We start from the raw sequence: 21,686 nt of genomic DNA, 5'->3' as shown, positions 1-21,686 counted from the left end.
CGGGACGGATCAGTCCTCGTCGGGGAACAGCTCGTACCCGCGGGTGCGCTCGGAGCGCCCGCCCGGCAGCGCGGCGGTGCGCGTGTCGGGCATCCCGCGCAGCGCCTCGTCCTCCAGGTCGCCGAAATCGTGACTCGTGCTGACCTGCTCGGACGGCTCCGCCTCCGCGTCGCGGGCGCGCGGCGGGACGAAGGGCTCGGGACCGCGCGGCGGACCGGCGGCCGGGGCGTCGGGTTCGGTGGCGGACGGCCGGTTCCAGATCTCGCGCACCGTCGCGGAGGTCCCCCCGGATCCGAGCCTCGGCCCGGCGTTCAGGCTGTCGCGGGCGTCCAGCAGCTCGTTGCGCGCCACCAGCGCGAGGACCTTCTCGTAGTTGCCGGGCTTCTGCATGAGCTTGACCGCGACCGGCAGGCACTCGATGAGCAGGAACATCAGGAACAGCAGGAGGCGCGCTCCGTTCAGCGTCATGTCCTTGCCGGACACCTCGTTGAGCGCGCGCAGCCGGATCAGCAGCCCGTTGAGGCTCTGGTTCTCCGCGTCGAACGACGCCTGCAGGCCGGCCTGCTGGCGCAGCGCGGCGTCGAGCTGGGAGCGGAGGGCGGGCAGCGCGGCCTTGGCCGAGGCGAGCCGTTCGCTCTTGGCGTTCGCGTCGTTGGCGGCCAGTTCCCGCTTACGGCCCTCGATCTGCGCGTTGAGCGCGTCGACCCTGTTCTTGGCCTTCTTGTAGGCCTTCTCGCTGGCCTTGGCCAGCACCCCGTCGCCCTTGCGCGGGCAGTCAGGGCCGCCGTAGAGCTGGCACTGCCACTCGTCATACTGCCTTTCGCGCTCGTCGATCGCCTTGGCACGCTCGGCGGTCAAAGACTTGATCTTCGGATCCACGTCCGGGGCCTGTGTGCCCTCGCCGCCGGAGGTGACGATCGCCTCCTGATCGGCCACGGCCTTGCGCAGCCGCGCGATCTGCTGCCCGACGGTGCCGCTGTTCTGCTCGCCCGTGAACGAGTTGGCCCGGTCCTGCTTGATCTCGACGATCTGCGCGTCGATCTCGGACTTGAAGATCTGCAGCACCAGCGGTGTGGAGGTCACGACGCCGAGGAGCACGGCCATCAGGATGCGGGGAACGGCCATCCGCCACCGGCGCGGTCCGTCGGGCTGGATGGAGCTGACGAGCCATCGGTCCAGGCTCAGGATCGCCAGGCCCCAGACGATTCCGGCGGGGACGGCGACGAAGATGCTGAGGCCCAGGGCACTGGACAGGGCGAACGTCATGGAGATGGTGGCCAGGACGCTGGTGGTGAGGACGGCTCCGCCGATGCCCTCGAATTTACCCCGGTCCGTCGGCCACCGTTCGAGGATGTCCGGCCTAGCGCCGGATAGGACAATTAGTAACTTTCTCATCTATTCTCCCCGCAATGGCGGCCTAGGTGGAGCGGAGAACATCCTAAATCGTCCATGCCAGGACCACGAGGTTGTAGCGCGATTAGGCTATACATGTACCTTGCTATAGGGATTGACACCACGCCGCGGGGGCGGCGCCGAGAGGCTCGGCCATATGTGCATGCGTGTGCAACGAGAAGCGCGAGCATTTATCACATTATGGGGAGTGATGGCCGGTTTGTTGTGCCGCGTCATGGGAGCGTTCTTTGACCGAATCGGGTGAGAACCTCCTCGGTAAGGCCCTCGTCGCGGCGATCGCGGAACTCGCCGCCCCCAGGTTTCTCCTCGTGTTCGAGGCGGGCGCCGAGGGCATCGCCGTCCTGCACGTTCGCCGGGACCAGACGGGCACTCCGCGCGGCCGGGTGGGCCACCCCGTGCCCTGGGCCGGCGACCCCGTCGCCACGGCGGAACGGGCGCTCGCCGTCGCCGAGGGCGGTCCCGGCGACCCCGCCGTCGTCATCGTGTGCACCGCCCCCGAGGACGGGCGGGCCCGCCGGGCCATGGCGTCGCTCCAGGCGGCCCACCCGCGGGCGCTCGCCTTCACCGAGGCCGGCGAGTCCGTCGCCGACCTGCTGCGCCAGGCCATCATGGACGAGCCGCTGACGCAGTCCTACGAACTGGTGGTGCTCAAGCGGCACCCGGCGACCGGGCAGCTACGGCTCGCCTCCCTCCCCTTGTTCGGGCTGGAGGCCCGCCGCGGCGATCGCGTCAAGTTCGCCGTCCGGTGCGAGCCGAGCGACGAGAACGGGACCGTGTTCGCGATCACCGCGTGGCAGGCGCTGCGTCCGGCCCTGCTGTCCGTGCACGCCGCCAAACTCCCGCCCGGCGCGCACACGATCGTGGCGGAGCTGGACCGCCCGGGCCGCGTGCGCTTCACGGGCCTGCCGGGGCTCGCCCGGTGCGACAGCACCTGGGACGAACTGGTGGCCGCCGTGCCACAGCGGCTGGACCGTCCCGCCGACCCGGCCCACCTGATCTGCGCCGTCCAGGTCAGCGGGCCGGAGGAGCGCGTCCGGGCGCGGCTCGACCGCGTCGGCCAGCTCCTCTCGACGCTGGCCGACGCAGAGGCGGGCCGCACGGTGGTCTCGCTGATCGCCTATGCCTCGCACGTCTTCCAGCGCGGCGTGCCCGACCAGCCGGTCGCCGTCCCCTGCTGGCGCTCATCCCCGCGCCGGGCGCAGGAGGTCCTGCTCCGGCTGGAGGAGCGGCACGTGCGCCCGCCGGAGGCCGGGACGCACGACTACGCCTACGCGGCGCAGGTCGAGGACATGCTGGCCGAGGTGACGCACAGGCTGGGCGACGACGGCCGGGAGCGGACGGCGCTGCTCACCGTGGGCGACCGGCCGCCGCACCCGCCCCGGGCGAACGCCTCGGAGATCCTGCCCTGTCCCCGGCGGCTCGGCTGGGAGGCGCTCCTGGACGGTCTGGAGAACAGGCTCGCACTCGGGGCGATCTGCGACCAGCCCCCCGAACGCGCCCACCCGGTCTGGTCCCGCCTCGGCGCCACCGCGCTCGCCCACCTCGACGCGATGGACGTCGACGAGTTCGGCGCGTCCCTCGGCCTCGTGGCGTCCCAGGTCCAGCGCGTTCCCTTCCCCTTCTCAGCGGCGTCCTGACGAGGACGCGATGCGTCAGATCCGGCGTCAGATCCAGATGAGGACACCATGCCCCCCGAACAGCAACCATCGGCACGTCCCACACCCAACATCGCCGTTTGGGGCGCACCCGGCAGCGGGAAGACCACGTTCCTGGCCGCGCTCAACATCGCCCTGATCCTCAAGAAGGGTCCGTGGAAGGTGGTCGGCGCCGACGGCCCGTCCCGCGACTTCCTCATCGAGATGACCAGCGCGCTGTCGGAGCAGCAGCGCTTCCCCGACGCGACGCTGGCCCTCGGCCAGTACAAGTGGTTCCTCACCCGGCAGATCGAGAAGCGGCGCTGGCCGCTCGGCCGCAAGAGCGTCCAGAGCGAGCGGATCGGGCTGGACGTGCTGGACGCGCCGGGCGGGTTCTACAGCGCCAAGCGGGCCAGCGCGCCCACCAGCCGCGAGGAACTGCTGAACAACCTCCAGGGCAGCCGCGGAATCGTCTATCTGTTCGATCCCATCCGCGAGCACAAAGTGGGCGACGCCTTCAGCTATCTGCACGGGGTGCTCACGGAACTGGCCGGGCGGATGCTCACCGGGAACCGGTACGCCGGCGATGTCCTGCCCCACCATCTGGCGGTGTGCGTCACCAAATTCGACGAGCTGAAGGTTCTGCAGACGGCGGAAAAGCTCGGATTGCTGGCCCCCGACCCCGATGACCCTTTCGGATTCCCGCGGATTGACGACGACTACGCCGAAGAGTTGTTCGAACAGCTCTGCGGCATATCGCGCTACGGCAACGCGAAGATGGTGGTGCCCGCTCTCAAGCAGCATTTCCGGCATGACCGCATCAAGTTCTTCGTGACCTCGTCGATCGGGTTCTACCTGGACAACGAGAAGGGCGCGTTCGATCCGGACGACCCGCAGAACCTGGTGCCGACCGCGTGGTCGGCCGCCGGCGAGGCCGGCACCGCGACCTCGCCCGGAAGCGGCTTCCAGATCCGCGGCCCGGTCCATCCGATCAATGTGATGGAGCCGATGGTCTGGCTCGGCCGGCGGATCTCCGCCGAGCGCCCGGCAGGGGAGACGAGAGGGTGAGCCGCGAAGTGAAGGTCGCCGCCGAGTGGGCGCTGTGGGGAAAGCGTCCCGGCACCGACGACGACTACAGCGTCCTGGACTGCAGCCGGGGCCCGTTCACCCGCGAGGACTTCCACGAGATCCTCACGAAGTGGTCGCCCGGCACCCTGCCGAACCTGCCCCAGGTGACGATCAGCTGGGTTTACGGGCGCGGCGACGTGCCGTACGTCGGCCTGGCCGTCCAGGCGTGGTCGGGCCAGCGCGACGGCTTCGGGCGGCCGATCGCCGTCACCAGCTACTTCTGCGTACCCTATGCTCAGCTGGCCGCCGGGCCGGTCTCCTACCAGGCGCTGTACGAGGTCCTCGCCGCCCACAGCCTGCCGGTGGACGGACCGCTCATCGTGAGCGTCCCTGCGTCGGAGCCGCACCGACTCGCGGACACCGCCGACGACGCCGACGACACGGCCATGGCGGCGGCCGCGCTGCTGCTCGCCGACGCGCAGGTCTGCGTGACCGGTGGCGGCCACCTGCCCATGACCGAGCGCCTGCGGTACCTGGACACGGTGGCCGCGCTGCTCCCCTACGGCCTCCGGACCCGGCTGACCGCCTCCACGTGGACCGACAGCTCGGCGACGCACCAGATCAAGCTCTCCTTCGCCAAGCGCCCGCGTGAAGGGGCCTCCACCCTGACCTTGGGCGGAGGAGCGGAAGGATTCAGCACCTGGTCCGACGTCTCCCGCTATTTCTACGACGTGCTGACCCGCCGGGCCCCCGGCGAGATAGCCGAGGCCTTCGCCGTGGCGACCGACCCGCTGACGTTCAAGGAGGCGCCGAGGCAGGCACTGGCCGCGCTCGGCGACTCCGGGCACCGGCCCGTCCACGGCTCCTCGCCGCTGCCCGTGTTCTACAGAGGCCTGAACCGCTGCGGCGAGCTTCTGGAACAGGGGGAGTACGCCGATCTCGACGACCAGGTGGCGGAGCTGGCGCGGTTGCTGCGCTCCCAGGCGCCGAGCGCGCACGAACGCGAGCACTACCGTGACATCGTCGAGTCGCGGCTGCTGCCCCGGGTGGACGCCATCCCCCGGGCCGGCCTCAGGGACGCGGTCTACGACCTGGCGCTTCCTCTCGGGTACGGCCGGCTTCTGACGATCAACATCATGGAGCGGGTCCTGTCGATCACCGGAGGGGGACCCCCGGTGTACACGGCCATGGCGCGCATGAAGACGATGGAGCCGCAGGCCGCGCTGCTGCTGGCCATGCGCGTCCAGGATCCCGACAGGTCGCGTCTCCTCGCGGCGATACAGACGCCCGATCTGGTCAGGTTCGCCGCGTCCGAGGAGTGCGACCCGCCGGTCGTCCGGTTCATCCACGCCGAGCTGGTCGGCCGCGGCGGCGAGGGCGGCGACGACTCCGAGATCGCGCCCGCACTGAGCGCGCACGCCTACCTCGCTCCCGCGATCGCGAGGCTGTACCGCGACGACCACACGGCCCAGAGCGCCGCGCTGCGGGGGCTGCTGGTGGCCGCCTACGGGCCGTCCCTCGACCACGCCCAGGTGCAGGAGGTCCTCGGCAGCGTGCTGCCCCCGGAGTGGCGGCCGGTGGTCTCGGCGGCCACCTCGCTGTACGGACACGCCGCGCCGGCCCGGGAGCAGGCCGCGCCGGACGCGCGGACCTGGCAGAACTCCCCCGGATCACCCCCCGGCGCGATGCTGGAGGCGCTGTCCGGCGGCCCGTCCACGCGGAGATACGAGAAGGATGAGGCCCGCGACCCGTGGTGGCGCCGCGTCTCACTGTCCAACGGGATCTTGTTCATCTGGTTCACGCTGGTGATCATTGTCTGCGCCATCGGTGTGTCCCTGCTCGTGGACTTCCTGAACCGCTAGCCCCCGCGACCGATGAGGACGGCCGATGGTACGAATCACCGCCGAGTGGGCGCTATGGGGCAAACGTCCGGGAACCGCGGACGGCGACGACGTCCTGGCGTGCAGCGACGGGCGATTCGACCGGGACGACTTCGGCGAGATCATCGCCCGGTACACCCCCGGCGCCCCCGCCAACCTGCCCCGCGTGACGATCAGCTGGGTCAACGGGCACGGCGATACCCCCCACGTCGGCATGGCGGTCCAGGAGTGGTCCGCCGAGCGTGACGGCATGGGCCGCGACATCGCCCTCACGCGGTACTTCTGCCTGCCCTACGCCGAGCTCGCCCGGGGTCCGGTCGATTACGAGACGCTCTACCGGGCACTCGCCCCCCGCACACTGCCCGCCGCGGGCCTGCTGACCGCGGACGTTGCGGCGCTGGACGTGGAGGAGACGACCGGCCGCGCCGACCAGACCGCCATGGGCGCGGCGGCGCTGCTGCTCACCGGGGATCCGGTGTGCGTGGTGGGCGCCGAGGGAGTCCCGATGCCGGCCCGGCTGCGTTTCCTCGACAGCGTGGCGGCTCTGCTCCCCTACGGCCTCAGGAGCAGGCTGACGCTCTCGACGTGGACCGACAGCGCCTCACGCCACCGCATCAAGCTGTCGTTCGCCCGGCACGCCCCCGAGGGCGCGCACGTGATCGGGTGGGGGGAGCCGGTACGGGTCGCCGAAGCGCCGGAGACCGTCCGGCGCTACCACGACCTGCTGGCCGACCACCCCCGCCTCGGTGACCTGGTCGCGCGGTTCGCCCGCGACACCACACCGCGGTCGCTGAGATCACCGGACATCGCCGAGCTCGACGATCCGTCCCCGGGCGGCGGGTCCGGATCCGCTCCGCCGCAGACCTTGGGCGGGCTGCTGCTCGCCTGCGCCGACGGCGTCGACGAGGGGGACACCCGGCGCGTGGCCCGGTGCCTGTCCCGGCTCGGGTCCCTGCCGCGCACCGGGGACGCCGCCGAGCGCGACGCCCTGCGCCGGATCGTCCGCGACCGCCGGATCCTGGTGGCGGCCCGGTCCCTGGACCCGGCGCTGGAGGCACGCCTGTACCCGGTGGTGCTGGACCTGGCCTACGGCCCCGACCCGACCGTGGACGACTTCGAAGACCTGCGCCGGAACGCCGATCACTGGCTGTCTCCGCAGCTCGCCATGGCCCTGTCCCGGATGGCCGTGACGGATCCGGCGGTCACGCTGCGGCTGGCCGCGTACCTGCCGCCCGGCGAACTCGTGAAGGTCCTCGCCCCTCTGCCGACCGGCGACCTGGTCGCGGCCGCGGTGCGGGAGCCGCTGGACCGGCAGGCGCTGGACGTCATGTGCGCCGAGCTGAGCGTGCGGGGGGACGATCCGGCCGGTCGGCCGGCCGTCCACGCGGCGCTGCGCCGGCACGGGTACGCCGTCGCGGCGGTCCACTGGCTGCATCCCGGCGACCCCGAGGGGCAGATCCGCCGGTTCCACGCCCTGCTCGCCGCCGCTCACGGCCCGGTGGTGGAGGCCCGCGTGGTGGCCGAGGACTTCCCCGCACAGCCCGACCCGGCGTACCTGCCGCTGCTGGCCGCGCTGGCGGCGCTGTGCTCGCCGGACGCCCGCAGGGAGCTCACCGAGACCGTCTTCGCCGGCATGCTGCGGCGGGCCGACATCAGCGAGGAGACCGTCGGCCGTGCCCTCTCGGGCACGCCGGGGGGAGGCGAAGAGGCGTCCGCCGCCCGGGCAGGAAACGGCCGCCGTTTCGGCCTGTTCGATCGCCGCCGCTCCCAGGCGTGACCCGGCGTCCGCCGCCGGACGAGCCGAACTGAGCCATTTTGTCCGGGTCGGTATCACATCGGCCATTGATCCGATGTGGGGGCGAGCGTATGTTCCTCCCAAGTTCCCTAAATTCGAGCACACCTCATGTTTTGGGGGTCCTCACATGCACGCTCGTCTCCGGCGGACGATCACGGCGGTCTCGGCGCTGGCGATCATCGCGCTGGCATCCCCCGTCGTGCCCGCGTCGGCGGCCGTCTACACCGCCGACGACTACTGCCTCGGCCAATGCGCGGACGTCCTGCCACCCGGTGAGAACGGCAACGCGACGCTGGTCGAGATCCTCGCCAACCAGGCGTTCGGCACCATGCCGCGCCACAGCGGCGACCAGCTCGGCAAGTACGCCGGCCTGATCGGCGGGTACACCGGGCTGACCGACGACCAGATCGCCAGGTTCTTCAACGACTCCTCCTTCGGCGTGCCCGCCGGGCAGGTGGAGAGCACGGTCAGCCCGCGCTCCGACGTGACCATCGTCCGGGACAAGGCGACCGGCGTCCCGCACATCACCGGCACCACCCGCGAGGGGACGATGTTCGGCGCCGGGTACGCGGGCGCGCAGGACCGGCTGTGGCTCATGGACCTGATGCGGCACGTCGGCCGGGGCGAGCTGACCCCCTTCGCGGGCGGCGCGCCGGGCAACCGCGCGCTGGAACAGAGCGTCTGGCGCAACTCGCCCTACACCGAGGCCGACCTCCAGGGGCAGATCACCCGGCTCAGGGACTCCGGCCCGCGCGGCGCCCAGCTCTACGCCGACGTCCAGAGCTACATCGCCGGGATCAACGCCTACATCGACCGCTGCATGGCCGACCGCAACTGCCCCGGCGAGTACGTGCTGACCGGCCACCTGGACGCGATCACCAACGCGGGCGGCCCCAAAGACTTCACCATCACCGACCTCGTCGCGGTCTCCGGGGTGATCGGCGGACTGTTCGGCGGGGGCGGCGGGGCGGAGATGCAGTCCGCGCTGGCCCGCGTCGCCGCGCGCGCCCGGTACGGGACCGCGGCCGGCGACCAGGCGTGGGCGGCCTTCCGCTCGCAGAACGACCCCGAGGCGACGCTGACCCTGCACGACGGCCAGAGCTTCCCCTCGGGCGACGCGCCGTCCGGCGCCACCGGCGTCGTGCTGCCGGACGCCGCCACCACCGCGCCCGTCGACATCACCGAGAACGAGTCGGGCTCCGCCACGGCGCCGGTCCCGGCCGCCGCCCGCGCCAAGGGCGTTCTGGACGGGCTGACCGTCGACAACTCCCACCCCGGCATGTCCAACGCCGTGGTCGTGTCGGCCGCCGAGTCCGCCACCGGGCATCCGATCGCGGTGTTCGGCCCGCAGACCGGCTACTTCGCCCCGCAGCTCCTCATGCTCGAAGAGCTGACCGGGCCCGGCATCAAGGCGCGCGGTGCCGCGTTCGCCGGGCTCAACCTGTACGTGCTGCTCGGCCGCGGCACCGACTACGCCTGGAGTGCGACCTCCAGCGGCCAGGACATCACCGACACCTACGCCCTGGAGCTCTGCGAGCCCGGCGGCGGCCCGGCGACCACGTCGTCCGACCACTACATGTACCGCGGCGCCTGCACGGCCATGGAGACGCTGAAGAAGACCAATGCCTGGAAGCCCAACACCGCCGACTCCACCGCCGCGGGCTCCTACGACCTGGTGATCAAGCGGACCAAGTACGGCCTGGTGACCTGGCGCGGCACCGTCGGCGGCAGGCCCACCGCCTTCGCCGCGCTGCGCTCGACGTACCAGCACGAGGCCGACTCGGCGGTCGGGTTCCAGATGTTCAACGAGCCCGCCCAGATGGGCGACGCCGCGGCATTCACCAACTCGGCGTCGAAGATCGGCTTCGCGTTCAACTGGTTCTTCGTCAACTCCTCCGACGCGGCGTACTACATGTCCGGCAACACCCCGGTCCGCTCGGCGGTCTCCGACCCGAACCTGCCGATGGCCGCGGACGCCGCGCACGAGTGGGCGGGGTACGACCCGGCCACCAACACCGCGACCTACGACGCACCCGGCACGCATCCGCAGACGGCGAACCAGGACTACCTGGTGAGCTGGAACAACAAGCAGGCCAAGGACTACGGCGCGGCCGACGGCAACTTCAGCTTCGGCACCGTCCACCGGGTGGACCTGCTGGACGTCCCGGTCAAGGCCGCGCTCGCCGGGGCCGGCAAGCTCGACCGGGCCGGCACCGTGAAGATCATGGCAGACGCCGCCGTGACCGACCTGCGCGGCAAGGAGGTCCTCCCCCACCTGCTGCGCGTCCTCAACAGCTCCCCCGTCACCGACCCGGCGCTGTCCTCCGCGGTGTCCAAGCTGTCGGCGTGGGCCTCGGCCGGGGCCAGGCGGCTGGAGACCACGCCCGGCAACCCCGGGAGCAAGATCTACGCGCACGCCGACGCCATCCGCGCCTTCGACGCATGGTGGCCCAGGCTCGTCCAGGCCGAGTTCAAGCCCGGCCTCGGCGACGGGCTGTACCAGTCGCTGGTCAACGCGCTGCAGATCAACGAGTCGCCGTCCGGCCACCAGCAGGGCGACGTCTCAAGCTTCCCGACCTCGGCGAACGAGGCGCAGGCACACAAGGGGTCGGCGTTCCAGTACGGCTGGTGGGGCTACGTCAGCAAGGACGTCAGGTCAGTGCTCGGCGACCCGGTGGCCGGTCCGCTGCCCCAGAAGTACTGCGGCGGCGGGACGGTCGCGGGCTGCCGCACCGTCCTGGTGAACAGCCTGTCGGCGGCGCTCGCCGAACCCGCCACCACGACCTACCCGGCCGACGACGCGTGCGCGGCGGGCGACCAGTGGTGCGCGGACGCCGTCCGGCACTCACCGCTCGGCGGGATCAAGCAGTCGCTGATCTCCTGGCAGAACCGGCCGACCTACCAGCAGGTCGTCTCGTTCCCCGCCCATCGGGGCGACCCGATCGCCAACCTGGCGGCCGGGGTCAGCGCCAAGGCGTCCAGCACGCAGATCATCCCCTACTACCCGGCCGGCAACGCCGTGGACGGCGATCCGACGACCCGCTGGGCGAGCGCCTCCAGCGACGACCAGTACCTGCAGGTCGACCTCGGGTCCGCCAAGACGGTGTCCCGGGTCGTGCTGCGGTGGGAGGCGGCCTACGCGGCGGCGTACGCGATCCAGACCTCGGCGGACGGCTCGACCTGGACCACCGTCGCCTCCACGACCACCGGCGACGGCGGCGTGGACAACGTCACCTTCGCCCCGGCCACGGCCCGCTACGTCCGCATGAAGGGCGTCACGCGCGGCACGACGTACGGGTACTCGCTGTACGAGCTGGAGGTCTACTCACGCTGAGACGACCGAGGGGTGGCGCGGGAACACGATCGCTCCCCGCGCCACCTCTCGGCGGCGGGCCGTCAGGCGCCGCGGAGCTGGGCCCCGGTGCGCTCGGCGGCCAGGGCCACGGCGGCGTCGCGGGCCGCGGTGGTCTCCTCGACGGTGAGAGTGCGGTCGGGGGCGCGGAAGCGCAGGGTGTAGGCGAGGGACTTGTTGCCCTCGCCGGCCTGCGCGCCGGTGTAGACGTCGAACAGCCGGATCGACTCCAGCAGCTCGCCCGCCCCCTGCTTCAGCGCCGCCTCGACGTCGGCGACCCGGACGTCCGCCGGGACGACGAGCGCGACGTCCTGCGTGGCGACCGGGTAGGCCGACACCGGCCTGGCCTGCGCGGGGCCGGGCAGCGCGTCCTCCAGGACGCTGAGCTCCAGCTCCATGGCGCAGGTACGCGGCGGCAGGCCGAAGGCCTCGGCCACGCGCGGGTGCAACTCGCCGGCGTGGCCGACCAGCGTCTCGCCGAGGTGGAGGGCGGCGCACCGGCCGGGGTGCCAGGGCGCGTGGCGGTCGGCGCTGATCGACAGCTCGACGCCGGCCTCGCGGGCCACCGTGCGGGCCGCCTCGATGGCGTCGGCCCAGGTGGCCGGGCGGCCCTGCCCCCACCAGCCGGACCGGTCGCGCTCGCCGGCCAGCACGACGGCGAGCCGCAGCGGCTGCCGGGGAAGGGCCGCGGTGATCGTGGCCAGCTCCTCCTCCGTGGGCCTGCGGTCGACGCCCAGCACCGGCGCCTTGCCGGGAGCGCCGGGCTCGGGGCGGTACACCAGGCCGGTCTCGAACAGCGCGACGTCGCCGAAGCCGCGGCCAACGTTGCGGACCAGGGTCTTGAGCAGCCCCGGCAGCAGCGTGGTGCGCATCAGCGGCTCGTCCTCGCTGAGCGGGTTGGCCAGGCGGATCGCCCGGCGCCGCGCGTCGTCGGCCGGAAGCTGCAGGTCGTCCAGGTCGCGCGCGCCCACGAACGGGTAGGCGAGCGTCTCGACGTACCCCGCCGCGGCGAGCGCGCGGCCCACGCGGCGGCGCAGGCGCTGCGCCTCGGTCAGCCCGGCCCCGGCGGGCGCGGCGGGCAGCACCGAGGGCAGCTTCTCGTACCCCTCCAGCCGGATGACCTCCTCGGCGAGGTCGTTGGGGTCGGTCAGGTCCGGGCGCCACGACGGCGGTGTCACCGTGAGCAGCCCGGCGGCCGCGCTCGGCCCGTCCAGCACGTCGGCGGGGTACGAGGCGCCCCCCGTGCCCTCCTGCCCGCCGGCGTCGGGTGTGCCGGTGACCGTGCAGCCGACCTGCTCCAGGCGGCGCACCACGGTCTCGCGGCCGTAGGTCACGCCCGCGACGCGGTCCGGGTGGTCGGCCGGGATGGTGATCGTCGGGGGCTCGACGTCGATCGAGACGTCGGTGACCCCGGCGCCGGCCGTGCCCCCGCCGAACGCGACCAGCAACTGCACCGCGCGCCACGAGGCGTACAGCGGCAGCTCGCGGTCGACGCCGCGCTCGAAGCGGCGCGACGCCTCGCTGATCAGGTTGTGGCGCCGGGACATGCGCGCGATGCCGCTGGCCGAGAAGTGGGCCGCCTCGATCACCAGGTCGCTCGACTCGCCGGAGATCTCGGTCTCCAGGCCGCCCATCGTGCCGGCCATCGAGATCGCCCCGGACTCGTCGGTGATCAGGATGTCCTCGGGGTGGAGCTCGCGCACGACGTGGTCGAGCGTCTCCAGCCTCTCGCCCGGCTCGGCCCTGCGCACGACGATCGGGCCGGTCAGGCGGGAGCGGTCGAAGGCGTGCAGCGGCTGGCCGAGCTCCAGCATGACGTAGTTGGTGACGTCGACGGCCAGCGAGACGGGACGCATGCCCGCGCGTACCAGGCGCACCTGCATCCACATCGGCGTCTCGGCGGAGGGGTCGAACCCGGAGACCGCGCGCAGCACGAAACGGTCGCACGCCGAGGGGTCGGCGATCGAGGCCGGGTGGGCCTCCTCGGTGAAGGCGGGCGGCTCGACGTCGGCCGGGTCGCGCCAGGGCACGCCGAACGCGGCGGCGGCCTCGCGGGCCACGCCCCGGATCGACAGGGCGTACCCGCGGTCGGGGGTGACCTCCAGCTCGATGACGTCGTCGCGCAGGCCGAGCAACTCGACGACGTCGGCGCCGAGGTGGGTGCCCGCGGGCAGGATCAGGATGCCGTCGTGGTCGTCGCCGACGCCCAGCTCGCGGGCCGAGCAGATCATGCCGTCGGACACATGGCCGTAGGTCTTGCGGGACCCGACCTCGAACCCGCCCGGCAGCACGGCGCCGGGCAGCGCCACCGCGACCCGGTCACCGACCGCGAAGTTGGTGGCGCCGCAGATCACCCAGCGCGGCGCGGCCTCGCCGACCTCCACCGAGCAGTAGCGGATCGGCTTCTTGAAGCCGGTGAGCTCCTCGATGGACAGGACCTCGCCCACCACGACGTTCTTGATGTCGTAGCCGACCGACTCGATCGACTCCAGCTTCAGGCCTGCGGCGGTGAGCTTGTCGGCGACCTCGTGGGCGGTGACGGCGGGCAGGTCGACGTACTCCCGCAGCCAGGAAAGCGGGAACCTCATCAGGCCTCCATACCGAAGGGGAGCGTGAAGCGCACGTCTCCCTCGACCATGTCTCGCATGTCCTCGGCGTTGTTCCGGAACATCAACGTCCGCTCGACGCCCATTCCGAAGGCGAAACCGCTGTAGCGCTCGGGGTCGACGCCGCAGGCGACCAGCACGCGCGGGTTGACCATGCCGCAGCCGCCCCATTCGATCCAGCCCTCGGACTTGCAGGTGCGGCACGCCGGGTTGCCCGGGACGGCCGAGGCGCCGCGGCAGACGAAGCAGCGCAGGTCCATCTCGGCCGACGGCTCGGTGAACGGGAAGTAGTTCGGCCGGAACCGCGTGTCGATGCCCTTGCCGAACATGACCTCGGCGAACCGGTCGAGCGTGCCCTTCAGGTGGGCCATCGTCAGGCCCTCGTCGACGGCCAGGCCCTCGACCTGGTGGAACACCGGCGTGTGCGTGGCGTCGAGCTCGTCGGTGCGGAAGACCTTGCCCGGCGAGACGACGTAGACCGGCAGCTCGCGCGACAGCAGCGCGCGGATCTGCACCGGCGAGGTCTGGGTGCGCAGGACCATGCCGGAGTCGACCGAGCCGACGAAGAACGTGTCGTGCTCGGAGCGGGCCGGGTGGTCGGGCGCGATGTTGAGGGCGTCGAAGTTGAACCACTCGCCCTCGAGCTCCGGCCCCTCGGCGACCTCGTAGCCCATCGCGACGAACGCGTCGGCGATGCGCTCCTGGAGCGTGGTGAGCGGGTGCCTGGCCCCCCTCGGCGCGCGGTCCCACGGCAGCGTGACGTCGACGGTCTCCTCGACCAGGACGCGTTCGTCGCGCTCGGCCGTCAGCACCGCCTGCCGGGCGGCCAGGGCCTCGCCGATGGCCTTGCGGGCTCCGCCGACGCGCTTGCCCGCCTCGGACCGGGCCTGGGGCGGCAGCGCGCCGATCTCGCGGTTGGCCAGGGCGATCGGTGACCGGTCGCCGGAGTGCGCGAGGCGCACCTGCTTGAGTTCGTCGAGGTCGGCCGCCGCTTCGATCGCGGCGATGGCTTCGGCCTCCATGCGCGCCACCTCGTCGGCGTGCAACGGCGTCACCTCGACCGGGTCATAGGTGTTCGACAAGAGTGAGCTCCGTATCCAGGGCTTGAGCGGGCACGAGTCTAGTCCGTCCGGGGCGGCGGACCTGCCGGGCGGCGGGCGGCTGTGGACAACCCGCCCGCGCTCCTCGTAGGCATCCGGGCGCGGCGGTGGCCGGCCGGTGAATCACGGCGTGGTCAGGCCCACCGGCCGCTCCCCGCGACGCCTCAGGCGAAGTCGGGAGTGCCGGCGGGCATGGTAAATCGGAACTCCGCGCCGCCGCCGGGCGCCCGCTGCACGGTGATCGTGCCGCCGTGGGCCTCGACGAGGCCCTTGACGATGAAGAGGCCGAGGCCGGTGCCGCCGCGACGGCGGGCGTTGCCCCGCCAGAACTGGCGGAAGACGCGCGAGGCCAGCTCGGGTGCGACACCCTCACCCTGGTCACGCACGGACACGGCCACTCCCCATTCGACAGGCTCCACCACTATCGTCACCGTACCGCGTCCGTGACGCACCGCGTTTTCCAGCAAGTTGCCGAGGATCTGGTCGATCTTGTCCTGGTCGAGCCACATCTCGGGCAGATCGCCGAGCACGTCCAGCCGGAAGCGGTCCTCGGGCTCGCCCGCGGCCACACGGCCCTCGATGATCTTACGGGCGCGGGCCGGGACGTCGACGACCTGGCGGTGGACCTGCAGGCGGCCCGACTCGATGCGCGAGACGTCGAGCAGCTCGGTGATCAGCCGCGTGACGCGGTCGGCGTCGGCGTTGACCGTCTCCAGCATCACGCGCTTCTGGTCGTCGGTGAAACGGCCCCACTTGGCCAGCAGCGTCGCGGTGAAGCCCTTCACGCTCGTCAGCGGGGAGCGCAGCTCGTGGGCGACGGTGGAGACCAGGTCGGCCCGGCTGCGCTCCAGGCGCGCCCGGGCCGCGGCGCCGCGCAGTGTGATCACGACGCGGACGACGTCGCCGCCGCGCGCGGGGTTGCGCACGAACCGCGCCGACACCAGCAGCTCGTGACCGCCGGGCAGGTAGAGCGAACACTCGGGCTGTCGGCTGCGGATGCGCAGGCCACCGTAGGCGTCGAGCCACTTCCACCAGTCGCGGCCGTCGTTGTCGCGAAAGGGCAGGACGTCGGGAAGGTGGCCGCCGACCACGACCTCGCGGTCGGCGCCGGTGAGCCGGCAGGCGGCCTGATTGAAGGCGATCACCCGGCCGCGCTCGTCGGCCACGACGACGCCGTCGGGGAGGTCGTCGACCTCGATCAGGCATGCGGCATCGGCAGTCCGCCGGTGGGTTGGTCCGCCGCGCACAATCGCCTCCTCGACCCTACAGGGCCGACAATAGCGGGTTTCCCGTGCCCGACGGCAGCCCTACGCCGGGCATCAGCCACGCCTCCATGCCCGATCGGACTGGCCGTACACCTCCCCGGGGCCGGCTCCCGGGCGCGTCCGGACGCGCCCGGGCCGCGCGCGTCACGGCGTCCGGGCGGAGCGCTGGGCGCGCGCCGAGGCGTACAGGCAGACGGCGGCCGCCGTCGCCAGGTTGAGGCTCTCGGCGCGGCCGTAGATGGGCACGCGGACGACCTCGTCGGCGAGGGCGAGGATCTCCTCGGGCAGGCCCCACGCCTCGTTGCCGAAGATCCACGCGGTGGGCCCGGTGAGGTCGACATCGTCCAGCGTCCGGTCGCCGGCGCCGTCGGCGGCCAGGACCCGCAGGCCCGCCTCCTTCAGGTGGCTCACCGTCCCGGCCGCGGGCGCGGAGGTGACCACGGGCAGGTGGAACAGGCTGCCGGCGCTGGCGCGGACGCACTTGCCGTTGTAGGGGTCCACCGAGGCGTCGGTGAAGACGACGGCGTCCGCGCCGGCCGCGTCCGCCGTCCGCAGAACGGTGCCGGCGTTGCCGGGGTCGCGCACGTGCGCCAGCACCGCCACCAGGGACGCGCCGCCGGTGACCGCCTCGGCCAGGGGCACGTGGACGAACCGGCACACGGCCAGCAGGCCCTGCGGCGTGACCGTCTGGGCGAGGTCGGCCATGACCTCGCCGCTGGCGCCGTGCACCGGTACGCCCGCCACGCGGGCGGCGGCGACGATGTCGGCGTGCCTGGCCCCGGCCTCCGCGGTGGTGAACAGCTCGACAGTGACGCCGGGCAGCGCCAGCGCCTCCCTGACGGCCTGCGGGCCCTCGGCCAGGAACGCGCGGTCGCGGTCCCGGAAGGCCCGCTTGGTCAGGCGCTTGGCGGCCTTGACCCGCGGCGACTTGATGTTGGTCAGCTCGGACCCCGCCAATGTGCCCTCCTGGACGGCGGGGGCGCGCGGCGCGGTCACGCCGGCGGCCCCGGGAAAGGCGAACGACCCGCTCCCGGAGAGAACGAGTCGTTCACGTGCGTTCGTACGTGCGGAGGATCAGCCGGCGACCGGCGCGTTCACGTCCGCGGGCAGCGCCTTCCTGGCGGCCTCGGCCAGCGCCGCGAAGGCCTGGGCGTCGTTCACGGCAAGGTCGGCGAGGATCTTGCGGTCCACCTCGATGCCGGCAGCCTTCAGGCCCTGGATGAACCGGTTGTAGGTGATGCCGTTCGCGCGCGCGGCCGCGTTGATGCGCTGGATCCACAGGCGCCGGAAGGTGCCCTTCTTGTCCTTGCGGTCGCGGTAGGCATAGGTCAGCGAGTGGAGCATCTGCTCCTTCGCCTTGCGGTACAGCCGCGACCGCTGACCCCGGTAACCACTCGCCCGCTCGAGGACGACGCGGCGCTTCTTCTTGGCGTTGAGCGCCCGCTTTACGCGTGCCATTGTTCTATCTCCCCGGGGGTTCGGTTACTTGCCGAGCAGCTTCTTGATCTTCTTGGTGTCGGCATCGGACATGACGACCTCAGGCGCGAGACGGCGCGTCCGCGTGGACGGCTTGTGCTCGTTGTAGTGGGCACGGTTCGCACGGCGGCGAATGACCTTGCCTGTCCCGCTGAGACGGAACCGCTTCTTCGCACCGCTGTGCGTCTTCATCTTCGGCATGACAGCCGTATCTCCCTCGTCGTTCGTCCGTGCCGATATCCCGGGTCAAGCTACCTCAGCCGGGAGGAGTCGCCTCCCGAGAGGACCTGACCCGGTCTCGGTGTCTTCCCACGCCCGCCGAATCGTCAGGCGGGTCGCGTCACTGGCGCGGCTCGGACACCTGCGCCATGTCCTGCTCGAGGCTCTCGCCCGCGTCGCCGGACTCGTCGCCCTTGGATCGGGCCGCGGCCCGCTCCGCCTTGGCTTCGGCCTTCTTCTTGTGCGGCCCGATCACCATGATCATGTTTCGGCCGTCCTGCTTGGGCTGCGACTCGACGAAACCGAGCTCGGTGACGTCCTCCGCCAGCCTCTGCAGGAGCCGGAAGCCCAGTTCGGGGCGCGACTGCTCGCGTCCGCGGAACATGATGGTGACCTTGACCTTGTCCCCCGCTTTGAGGAACCGGACGACGTGACCCTTCTTGGTCTCGTAGTCGTGCGGATCGATCTTCGGCCGGAGCTTGATCTCCTTGATGATCGTGTGCGCCTGGTTGCGGCGCGCCTCGCGTGCCTTCATGGCGGACTCGTACTTGAACTTGCCGTAGTCCATGAGCTTGCACACGGGCGGGCGAGCCGTGGCCGCGACCTCGACGAGGTCGAGATCGGCCTCCTGGGCCAGCTTCAGGGCGTCGCCGATCGAGACGATGCCGACCTGCTCGCCGTTCGGCCCCACGAGACGGACCTCGGGCACACGAATACGCTCGTTGATGCGGGGCTCAGTGCTGATGGGACCTCCTAGGTACCTGGCATTTGTCCGCTGATTGCTCGACCGTGCCGGGGAGCCTCTCCGGAATGCGAAAAGCCCCGCACGTCGCGCATGCGGGGCCACCAGAACCCATCGGCCACTCGGCCGCGAGCTCCCCGGAAGTCTCCGGTGTGATCCTTGGACCCATCGGCCTCGCGGTCGATCAGGTGGGAGGAAGACCTCCGCTTGCGCGTCCAGCAGTCACGCCGGACCGATCAAGCAGCTACATTACCACAACACCCAGCGTCCGCAGAATCATCCCCTAACGCCATCACGTGAAGCGATTTCACGAACACGGTGCGCGACCGGCCGGTAGCATCGATCACGTCGATCTGGACGCACCAATGGAGGTCGCATATGGGCCAATGGCAGTTGCAGGAAGTGAAGCAGAAGCTCGGCGAGGTACTCCGGCGAGTTCACGACGAGGGACCGCAGGTGCTCACCCGGCACGGTGAGGAGGTCGCCGTCATCATCGACATCGCCGAATACCGGCGCCTGAAGTACGGCGCCCCCGACTTCAAGGAGTTCCTGAGATCCGCGCCGGATCTAAGCCTGCTGGAGATACACCGCGAGAAGGAGCCCATCGTCCCGGTAGAGCTGGTCTGAGCCGATGGCATTCCTACTCGACACGAACGTGGCCTGCGAGGTCACCAAGCGACGCCCCAACTCCCACGTCGGGGAGTGGCTCGATCTGGTCCCTGGACCTACCCTCTACATCAGCGTCATGGTCCTGGGCGAAATCCGCCAGGGCGTTGAGCGCCTACGCGAGCGTGATCCCGTCCAGGCGGCCATCTACGAGACATGGCTCGCCCGGCTGCGACATGAGTTCGTCGACCGCATCGTCCCTGTTACCCCCAACATCGCCGAGGGCTGGGGGCCATGAACCACCCCGATCCCCTGCCGCTTGTGGACGGCCTGCCGGCCGCCACCGCACGGTCCAACGGATGGACGATGGTGACGCGCAACGTCAAGGATTTCGAGCGCACCGGGGTGCGGGTGCTCAACCCGTTCGAGCCGCTCGTCTGAGGATCTCGGCCTGGCCGGCCGCGCGTACCGGCTCCACGGGCACCGCCCCTCGACCCAGCCCCGTGTAGAGCTCGACCTGGCGGACGGCCTGGTGCAGGAGCATCGAGAACCCGCTGACGACCGTGCCCCCGGCCTTGTCCACGGCGCGGGCCAGCGGCGTCGGCCAGGGGGCGTAGACCACGTCGAACACGGCGGGGACGGACGCGAGGGCCTCGGCGTGGGCGTCGGCCGCGCCGGGCGGCAGCGTCGAGATCACGAGTTCGGCGTCCAGCACCGTTTCCAGCTCGCCGAAGGTGTGAACGGCCAGGCTCGTGCCCAGCCGCTCGGCGACCTCCAGCGTCTCGCGCGCCCGCGAGCGGTCGCGCACCACGAGCGCAGCCTCGGACACGCGCAGCTCACGCAGCGCCGCCAGCGCCGCTGCGGCCGTGGCGCCGCCGCCGAGGATCGCCGCGCTCTTGGGCGCCCGCACCCCCGATTCCGCGAGCGCCTGAACGATGCCGTGAACGTCGGTGTTCTCGCCGTGCCGGGCGCCGTCGCGGAACAGCACGGTGTTGACCCCGCCGACCTCGACGGCGAGATCGGCCACGGTGTCCAGCAGCGGCAGCACCGCCCGCTTGAGCGGCATGGTCAGCGACAGGCCCGCCCATTCCGGGCCGAGGCCGGACATCAGCCCCGGCAGGCCCGCCTCGTCGCATTCGATCGCGTCGTAGCGCCACCCGCTCAGGCCGAGCGCCGCGTACGCACCGAGGTGGAGGGCGGGCGAGAGGGAGTGCGCGATGGGAGAGCCGAGGACGGCGGCCCGGCGTTCCATCAGCCCGCCCCGTGGTTCTTGTTGAACTCCTCGACGAGCTTGAAGAACTCCGACTCCGAGTCGGTGAACTTGGTGATGCCCCGCTTGGGATCGGTGGTCACGAAGAACAGCCAGTTGCCCGGGGCCGGCTTCAGCGCCGCCTGGATGGCGTGGTCGCCGGGGTTGCCGATCGGGCCCGGGGGCAGGCCGAGGCGCGCGTAGGTGTTGTACGGCGACTTGCTCTTCAGTTCCTCGTGCGTCGCGGCGATGCCGAACTTGTTGAGGCCGTACATGACCGTGCTGTCCATCTGCAGCCTCATCTGCGGGTCGCGGTTCAGCCGGTTGTAGATGACCCGCGCGACCTTGGACATGTCGCGCACGCTGCCGGACTCGGCCTGCACGATGCTGGCGATCGTGATGATCTCCAGGGGCGTGCGGCCCACCCGCTTGGCGGAGTCGACCAGGTCGGCGTCCTTGGCGGCGTCGTTGAAGCGGCTCACCATGCTCGCGAGGATCTCGTCGGGGGTGGCCTTGGGCGCGATCTCGTAGGTCGCGGGGAAGGCGAAGCCTTCGAGCCTGCCCTTGGCGTAGGACGGCAGTTCGAGCGCCTGGGCGTCCTTGGCGGCCTTCTGGAAGACCGACACCGGCTTGCCCGTGGCCGTGGAGAGCTGTTCCAGGATCTGCGAGAGGCGCAGGCCCTCCCTGATGGTCAGGGTGGTCTGCATCCGGAGCTTGGGGTCCAGAAGCGGGACGGCGCTCGCGGCGGCCATGCCCTTGCGCAGCTTGTACTGGCCCGGCTGGAGGGAGGCGGTCTTGCCCGCGGCGTCGATGGCGTTGACGAACGCCCGCTCGCTGGCGACGACGCCCCGGTCGACGAGGGTCTGGGCCACGTCGCCGGCGCTCTGGCCCTCCTTGATCTCCACCACGACCTCGCCGCTGCCGGGTCCGGTGAAGTCGTCAGCGACGGCGACGTCACGGACCCAGGTGTAGCCGTAGTACCCGCCGACGCCGAGCACGCCAACGATGATGATCATCGCGACGAAGAACGCCGCGAAACCCTTGCGGCGTTGGCGGCGCTGGCGCCTCCTGCTGCGCGCGCGGGAGGCTCTGGAGCCACCACGAGACCTGCGCCGGGGACCCTCGTCGTCCCCGGCACCCAGCAGACTATCGAGGTTGAGATCGCTCATAGGTGCGCACGCCAATCTCCCTGGACGACCTGCCCGCCGTCAAGCGTGTGCCCCATATCGATACGACATACAAGACAAGTCATCGTTCCATCGCCCGGGGACGCGACGGTGA

At 71.5% G+C, this 21,686-nt stretch carries 18 protein-coding genes; 8 read left to right on the top strand and 10 right to left on the bottom strand.

Translation table 11 applies throughout. The annotated features are described in order from the left end of the window. Positions 1 to 9: 9 nt before the first annotated feature. Entirely contained in the window at positions 10 to 1,395 is a 1,386-nt protein-coding gene (locus AB0H21_RS28840; protein ID WP_358522565.1) for a DUF4407 domain-containing protein, read from the bottom strand. Between the two features lie 245 nt (positions 1,396 to 1,640). Between AB0H21_RS28840 and AB0H21_RS28835 the strand changes: the two genes are divergently transcribed. From AB0H21_RS28835 to AB0H21_RS28815, 5 genes are all read left to right on the top strand, one after another. Then, on the top strand, positions 1,641 to 3,050 hold the full coding sequence (locus AB0H21_RS28835; protein WP_358522564.1) for a hypothetical protein: 1,410 nt from the start codon (positions 1,641 to 1,643) through the stop codon (positions 3,048 to 3,050). A gap of 48 nt (positions 3,051 to 3,098) precedes the next feature. After that, positions 3,099 to 4,115: a hypothetical protein gene (locus AB0H21_RS28830; RefSeq protein WP_358522561.1), complete on the top strand. Its 1,017-nt coding sequence runs from the start codon at positions 3,099 to 3,101 to the stop codon at positions 4,113 to 4,115. Beyond that, positions 4,112 to 5,977, top strand: coding sequence for a hypothetical protein (locus AB0H21_RS28825; RefSeq protein ID WP_358522558.1), 1,866 nt, complete (start codon positions 4,112 to 4,114; stop codon positions 5,975 to 5,977). Before AB0H21_RS28830 ends, AB0H21_RS28825 begins: the two co-directional genes overlap by 4 nt. A 25-nt stretch (positions 5,978 to 6,002) precedes the next feature. Then, entirely contained in the window at positions 6,003 to 7,772 is a 1,770-nt protein-coding gene (locus tag AB0H21_RS28820; RefSeq protein WP_358522556.1) for a hypothetical protein, read from the top strand. Positions 7,773 to 7,917: 145 nt separating this feature from the next. Further along, positions 7,918 to 11,124, top strand: a complete 3,207-nt coding sequence (locus tag AB0H21_RS28815; RefSeq protein ID WP_358522553.1) for a penicillin acylase family protein — start codon at positions 7,918 to 7,920, stop codon at positions 11,122 to 11,124. A 62-nt stretch (positions 11,125 to 11,186) separates the two neighbouring features. Here the strand turns inward: AB0H21_RS28815 and AB0H21_RS28810 are convergent, their stop codons facing one another. The 7 genes from AB0H21_RS28810 to infC form a co-directional block, all read right to left on the bottom strand. After that, the gene (locus AB0H21_RS28810; protein ID WP_358522551.1) at positions 11,187 to 13,730 is read right to left on the bottom strand and encodes a phenylalanine--tRNA ligase subunit beta; all 2,544 of its coding nucleotides are present in this window, start codon (positions 13,728 to 13,730) and stop codon (positions 11,187 to 11,189) included. Continuing rightward, entirely contained in the window at positions 13,730 to 14,770 is a 1,041-nt protein-coding gene (pheS, locus tag AB0H21_RS28805; protein WP_358522622.1) for a phenylalanine--tRNA ligase subunit alpha, read from the bottom strand. The genes AB0H21_RS28810 and pheS overlap by 1 nt, the downstream gene beginning before the upstream one ends. A 242-nt stretch (positions 14,771 to 15,012) precedes the next feature. Then, complete coding sequence (locus tag AB0H21_RS28800) at positions 15,013 to 16,095, bottom strand: ATP-binding protein (protein ID WP_358522549.1); 1,083 nt, start codon at positions 16,093 to 16,095, stop codon at positions 15,013 to 15,015. Between the two features lie 162 nt (positions 16,096 to 16,257). Next, positions 16,258 to 17,070 (bottom strand): RNA methyltransferase, encoded by an 813-nt coding sequence (locus tag AB0H21_RS28795; protein ID WP_358522620.1) that lies wholly within the window; start codon positions 17,068 to 17,070, stop codon positions 16,258 to 16,260. Between the two features lie 117 nt (positions 17,071 to 17,187). Beyond that, positions 17,188 to 17,571 carry a 50S ribosomal protein L20 gene (gene rplT, locus AB0H21_RS28790; RefSeq protein ID WP_358522546.1) on the bottom strand — a complete coding sequence of 128 codons (384 nt, stop codon included), beginning with the start codon at positions 17,569 to 17,571 and terminating at the stop codon, positions 17,188 to 17,190. 24 nt (positions 17,572 to 17,595) lie between these two features. Further along, the gene (gene rpmI, locus AB0H21_RS28785; protein ID WP_114032205.1) at positions 17,596 to 17,790 is read right to left on the bottom strand and encodes a 50S ribosomal protein L35; all 195 of its coding nucleotides are present in this window, start codon (positions 17,788 to 17,790) and stop codon (positions 17,596 to 17,598) included. Between the two features lie 139 nt (positions 17,791 to 17,929). Then, positions 17,930 to 18,553, bottom strand: coding sequence for a translation initiation factor IF-3 (gene infC / locus AB0H21_RS28780; protein WP_358522618.1), 624 nt, complete (start codon positions 18,551 to 18,553; stop codon positions 17,930 to 17,932). A 375-nt stretch (positions 18,554 to 18,928) separates the two neighbouring features. Between infC and AB0H21_RS28775 the strand changes: the two genes are divergently transcribed. From AB0H21_RS28775 to AB0H21_RS28765, 3 genes are read left to right on the top strand one after another with little or no spacing between them, the layout of a single operon-like run. Next, on the top strand, positions 18,929 to 19,177 hold the full coding sequence (locus AB0H21_RS28775; protein WP_358522543.1) for a type II toxin-antitoxin system Phd/YefM family antitoxin: 249 nt from the start codon (positions 18,929 to 18,931) through the stop codon (positions 19,175 to 19,177). Positions 19,178 to 19,181: 4 nt separating this feature from the next. After that, positions 19,182 to 19,454 (top strand): PIN domain-containing protein, encoded by a 273-nt coding sequence (locus AB0H21_RS28770; RefSeq protein ID WP_358522541.1) that lies wholly within the window; start codon positions 19,182 to 19,184, stop codon positions 19,452 to 19,454. After that, positions 19,451 to 19,597, top strand: coding sequence for a hypothetical protein (locus AB0H21_RS28765; RefSeq protein WP_358522538.1), 147 nt, complete (start codon positions 19,451 to 19,453; stop codon positions 19,595 to 19,597). The genes AB0H21_RS28770 and AB0H21_RS28765 overlap by 4 nt, the downstream gene beginning before the upstream one ends. On the opposite strand, the gene AB0H21_RS28760 is transcribed toward AB0H21_RS28765, so the two are convergent. Together AB0H21_RS28760 and mltG are read right to left on the bottom strand one after the other, a co-directional pair. Continuing rightward, on the bottom strand, positions 19,572 to 20,408 hold the full coding sequence (locus AB0H21_RS28760; RefSeq protein WP_358522536.1) for a shikimate dehydrogenase: 837 nt from the start codon (positions 20,406 to 20,408) through the stop codon (positions 19,572 to 19,574). The genes AB0H21_RS28765 and AB0H21_RS28760 overlap by 26 nt on opposite strands. Further along, positions 20,408 to 21,574: an endolytic transglycosylase MltG gene (mltG, locus tag AB0H21_RS28755; protein WP_358522534.1), complete on the bottom strand. Its 1,167-nt coding sequence runs from the start codon at positions 21,572 to 21,574 to the stop codon at positions 20,408 to 20,410. Before mltG ends, AB0H21_RS28760 begins: the two co-directional genes overlap by 1 nt. Between the last annotated feature and the right edge of the window lie 112 nt (positions 21,575 to 21,686).

Origin of the sequence: Sphaerisporangium sp. NPDC051011 (genome assembly GCF_040653595.1) — a bacterium.
Classification (GTDB): Bacteria; Actinomycetota; Actinomycetes; order Streptosporangiales; family Streptosporangiaceae; genus Sphaerisporangium.
This window is presented reverse-complemented; position numbering and strand designations above follow the sequence as displayed.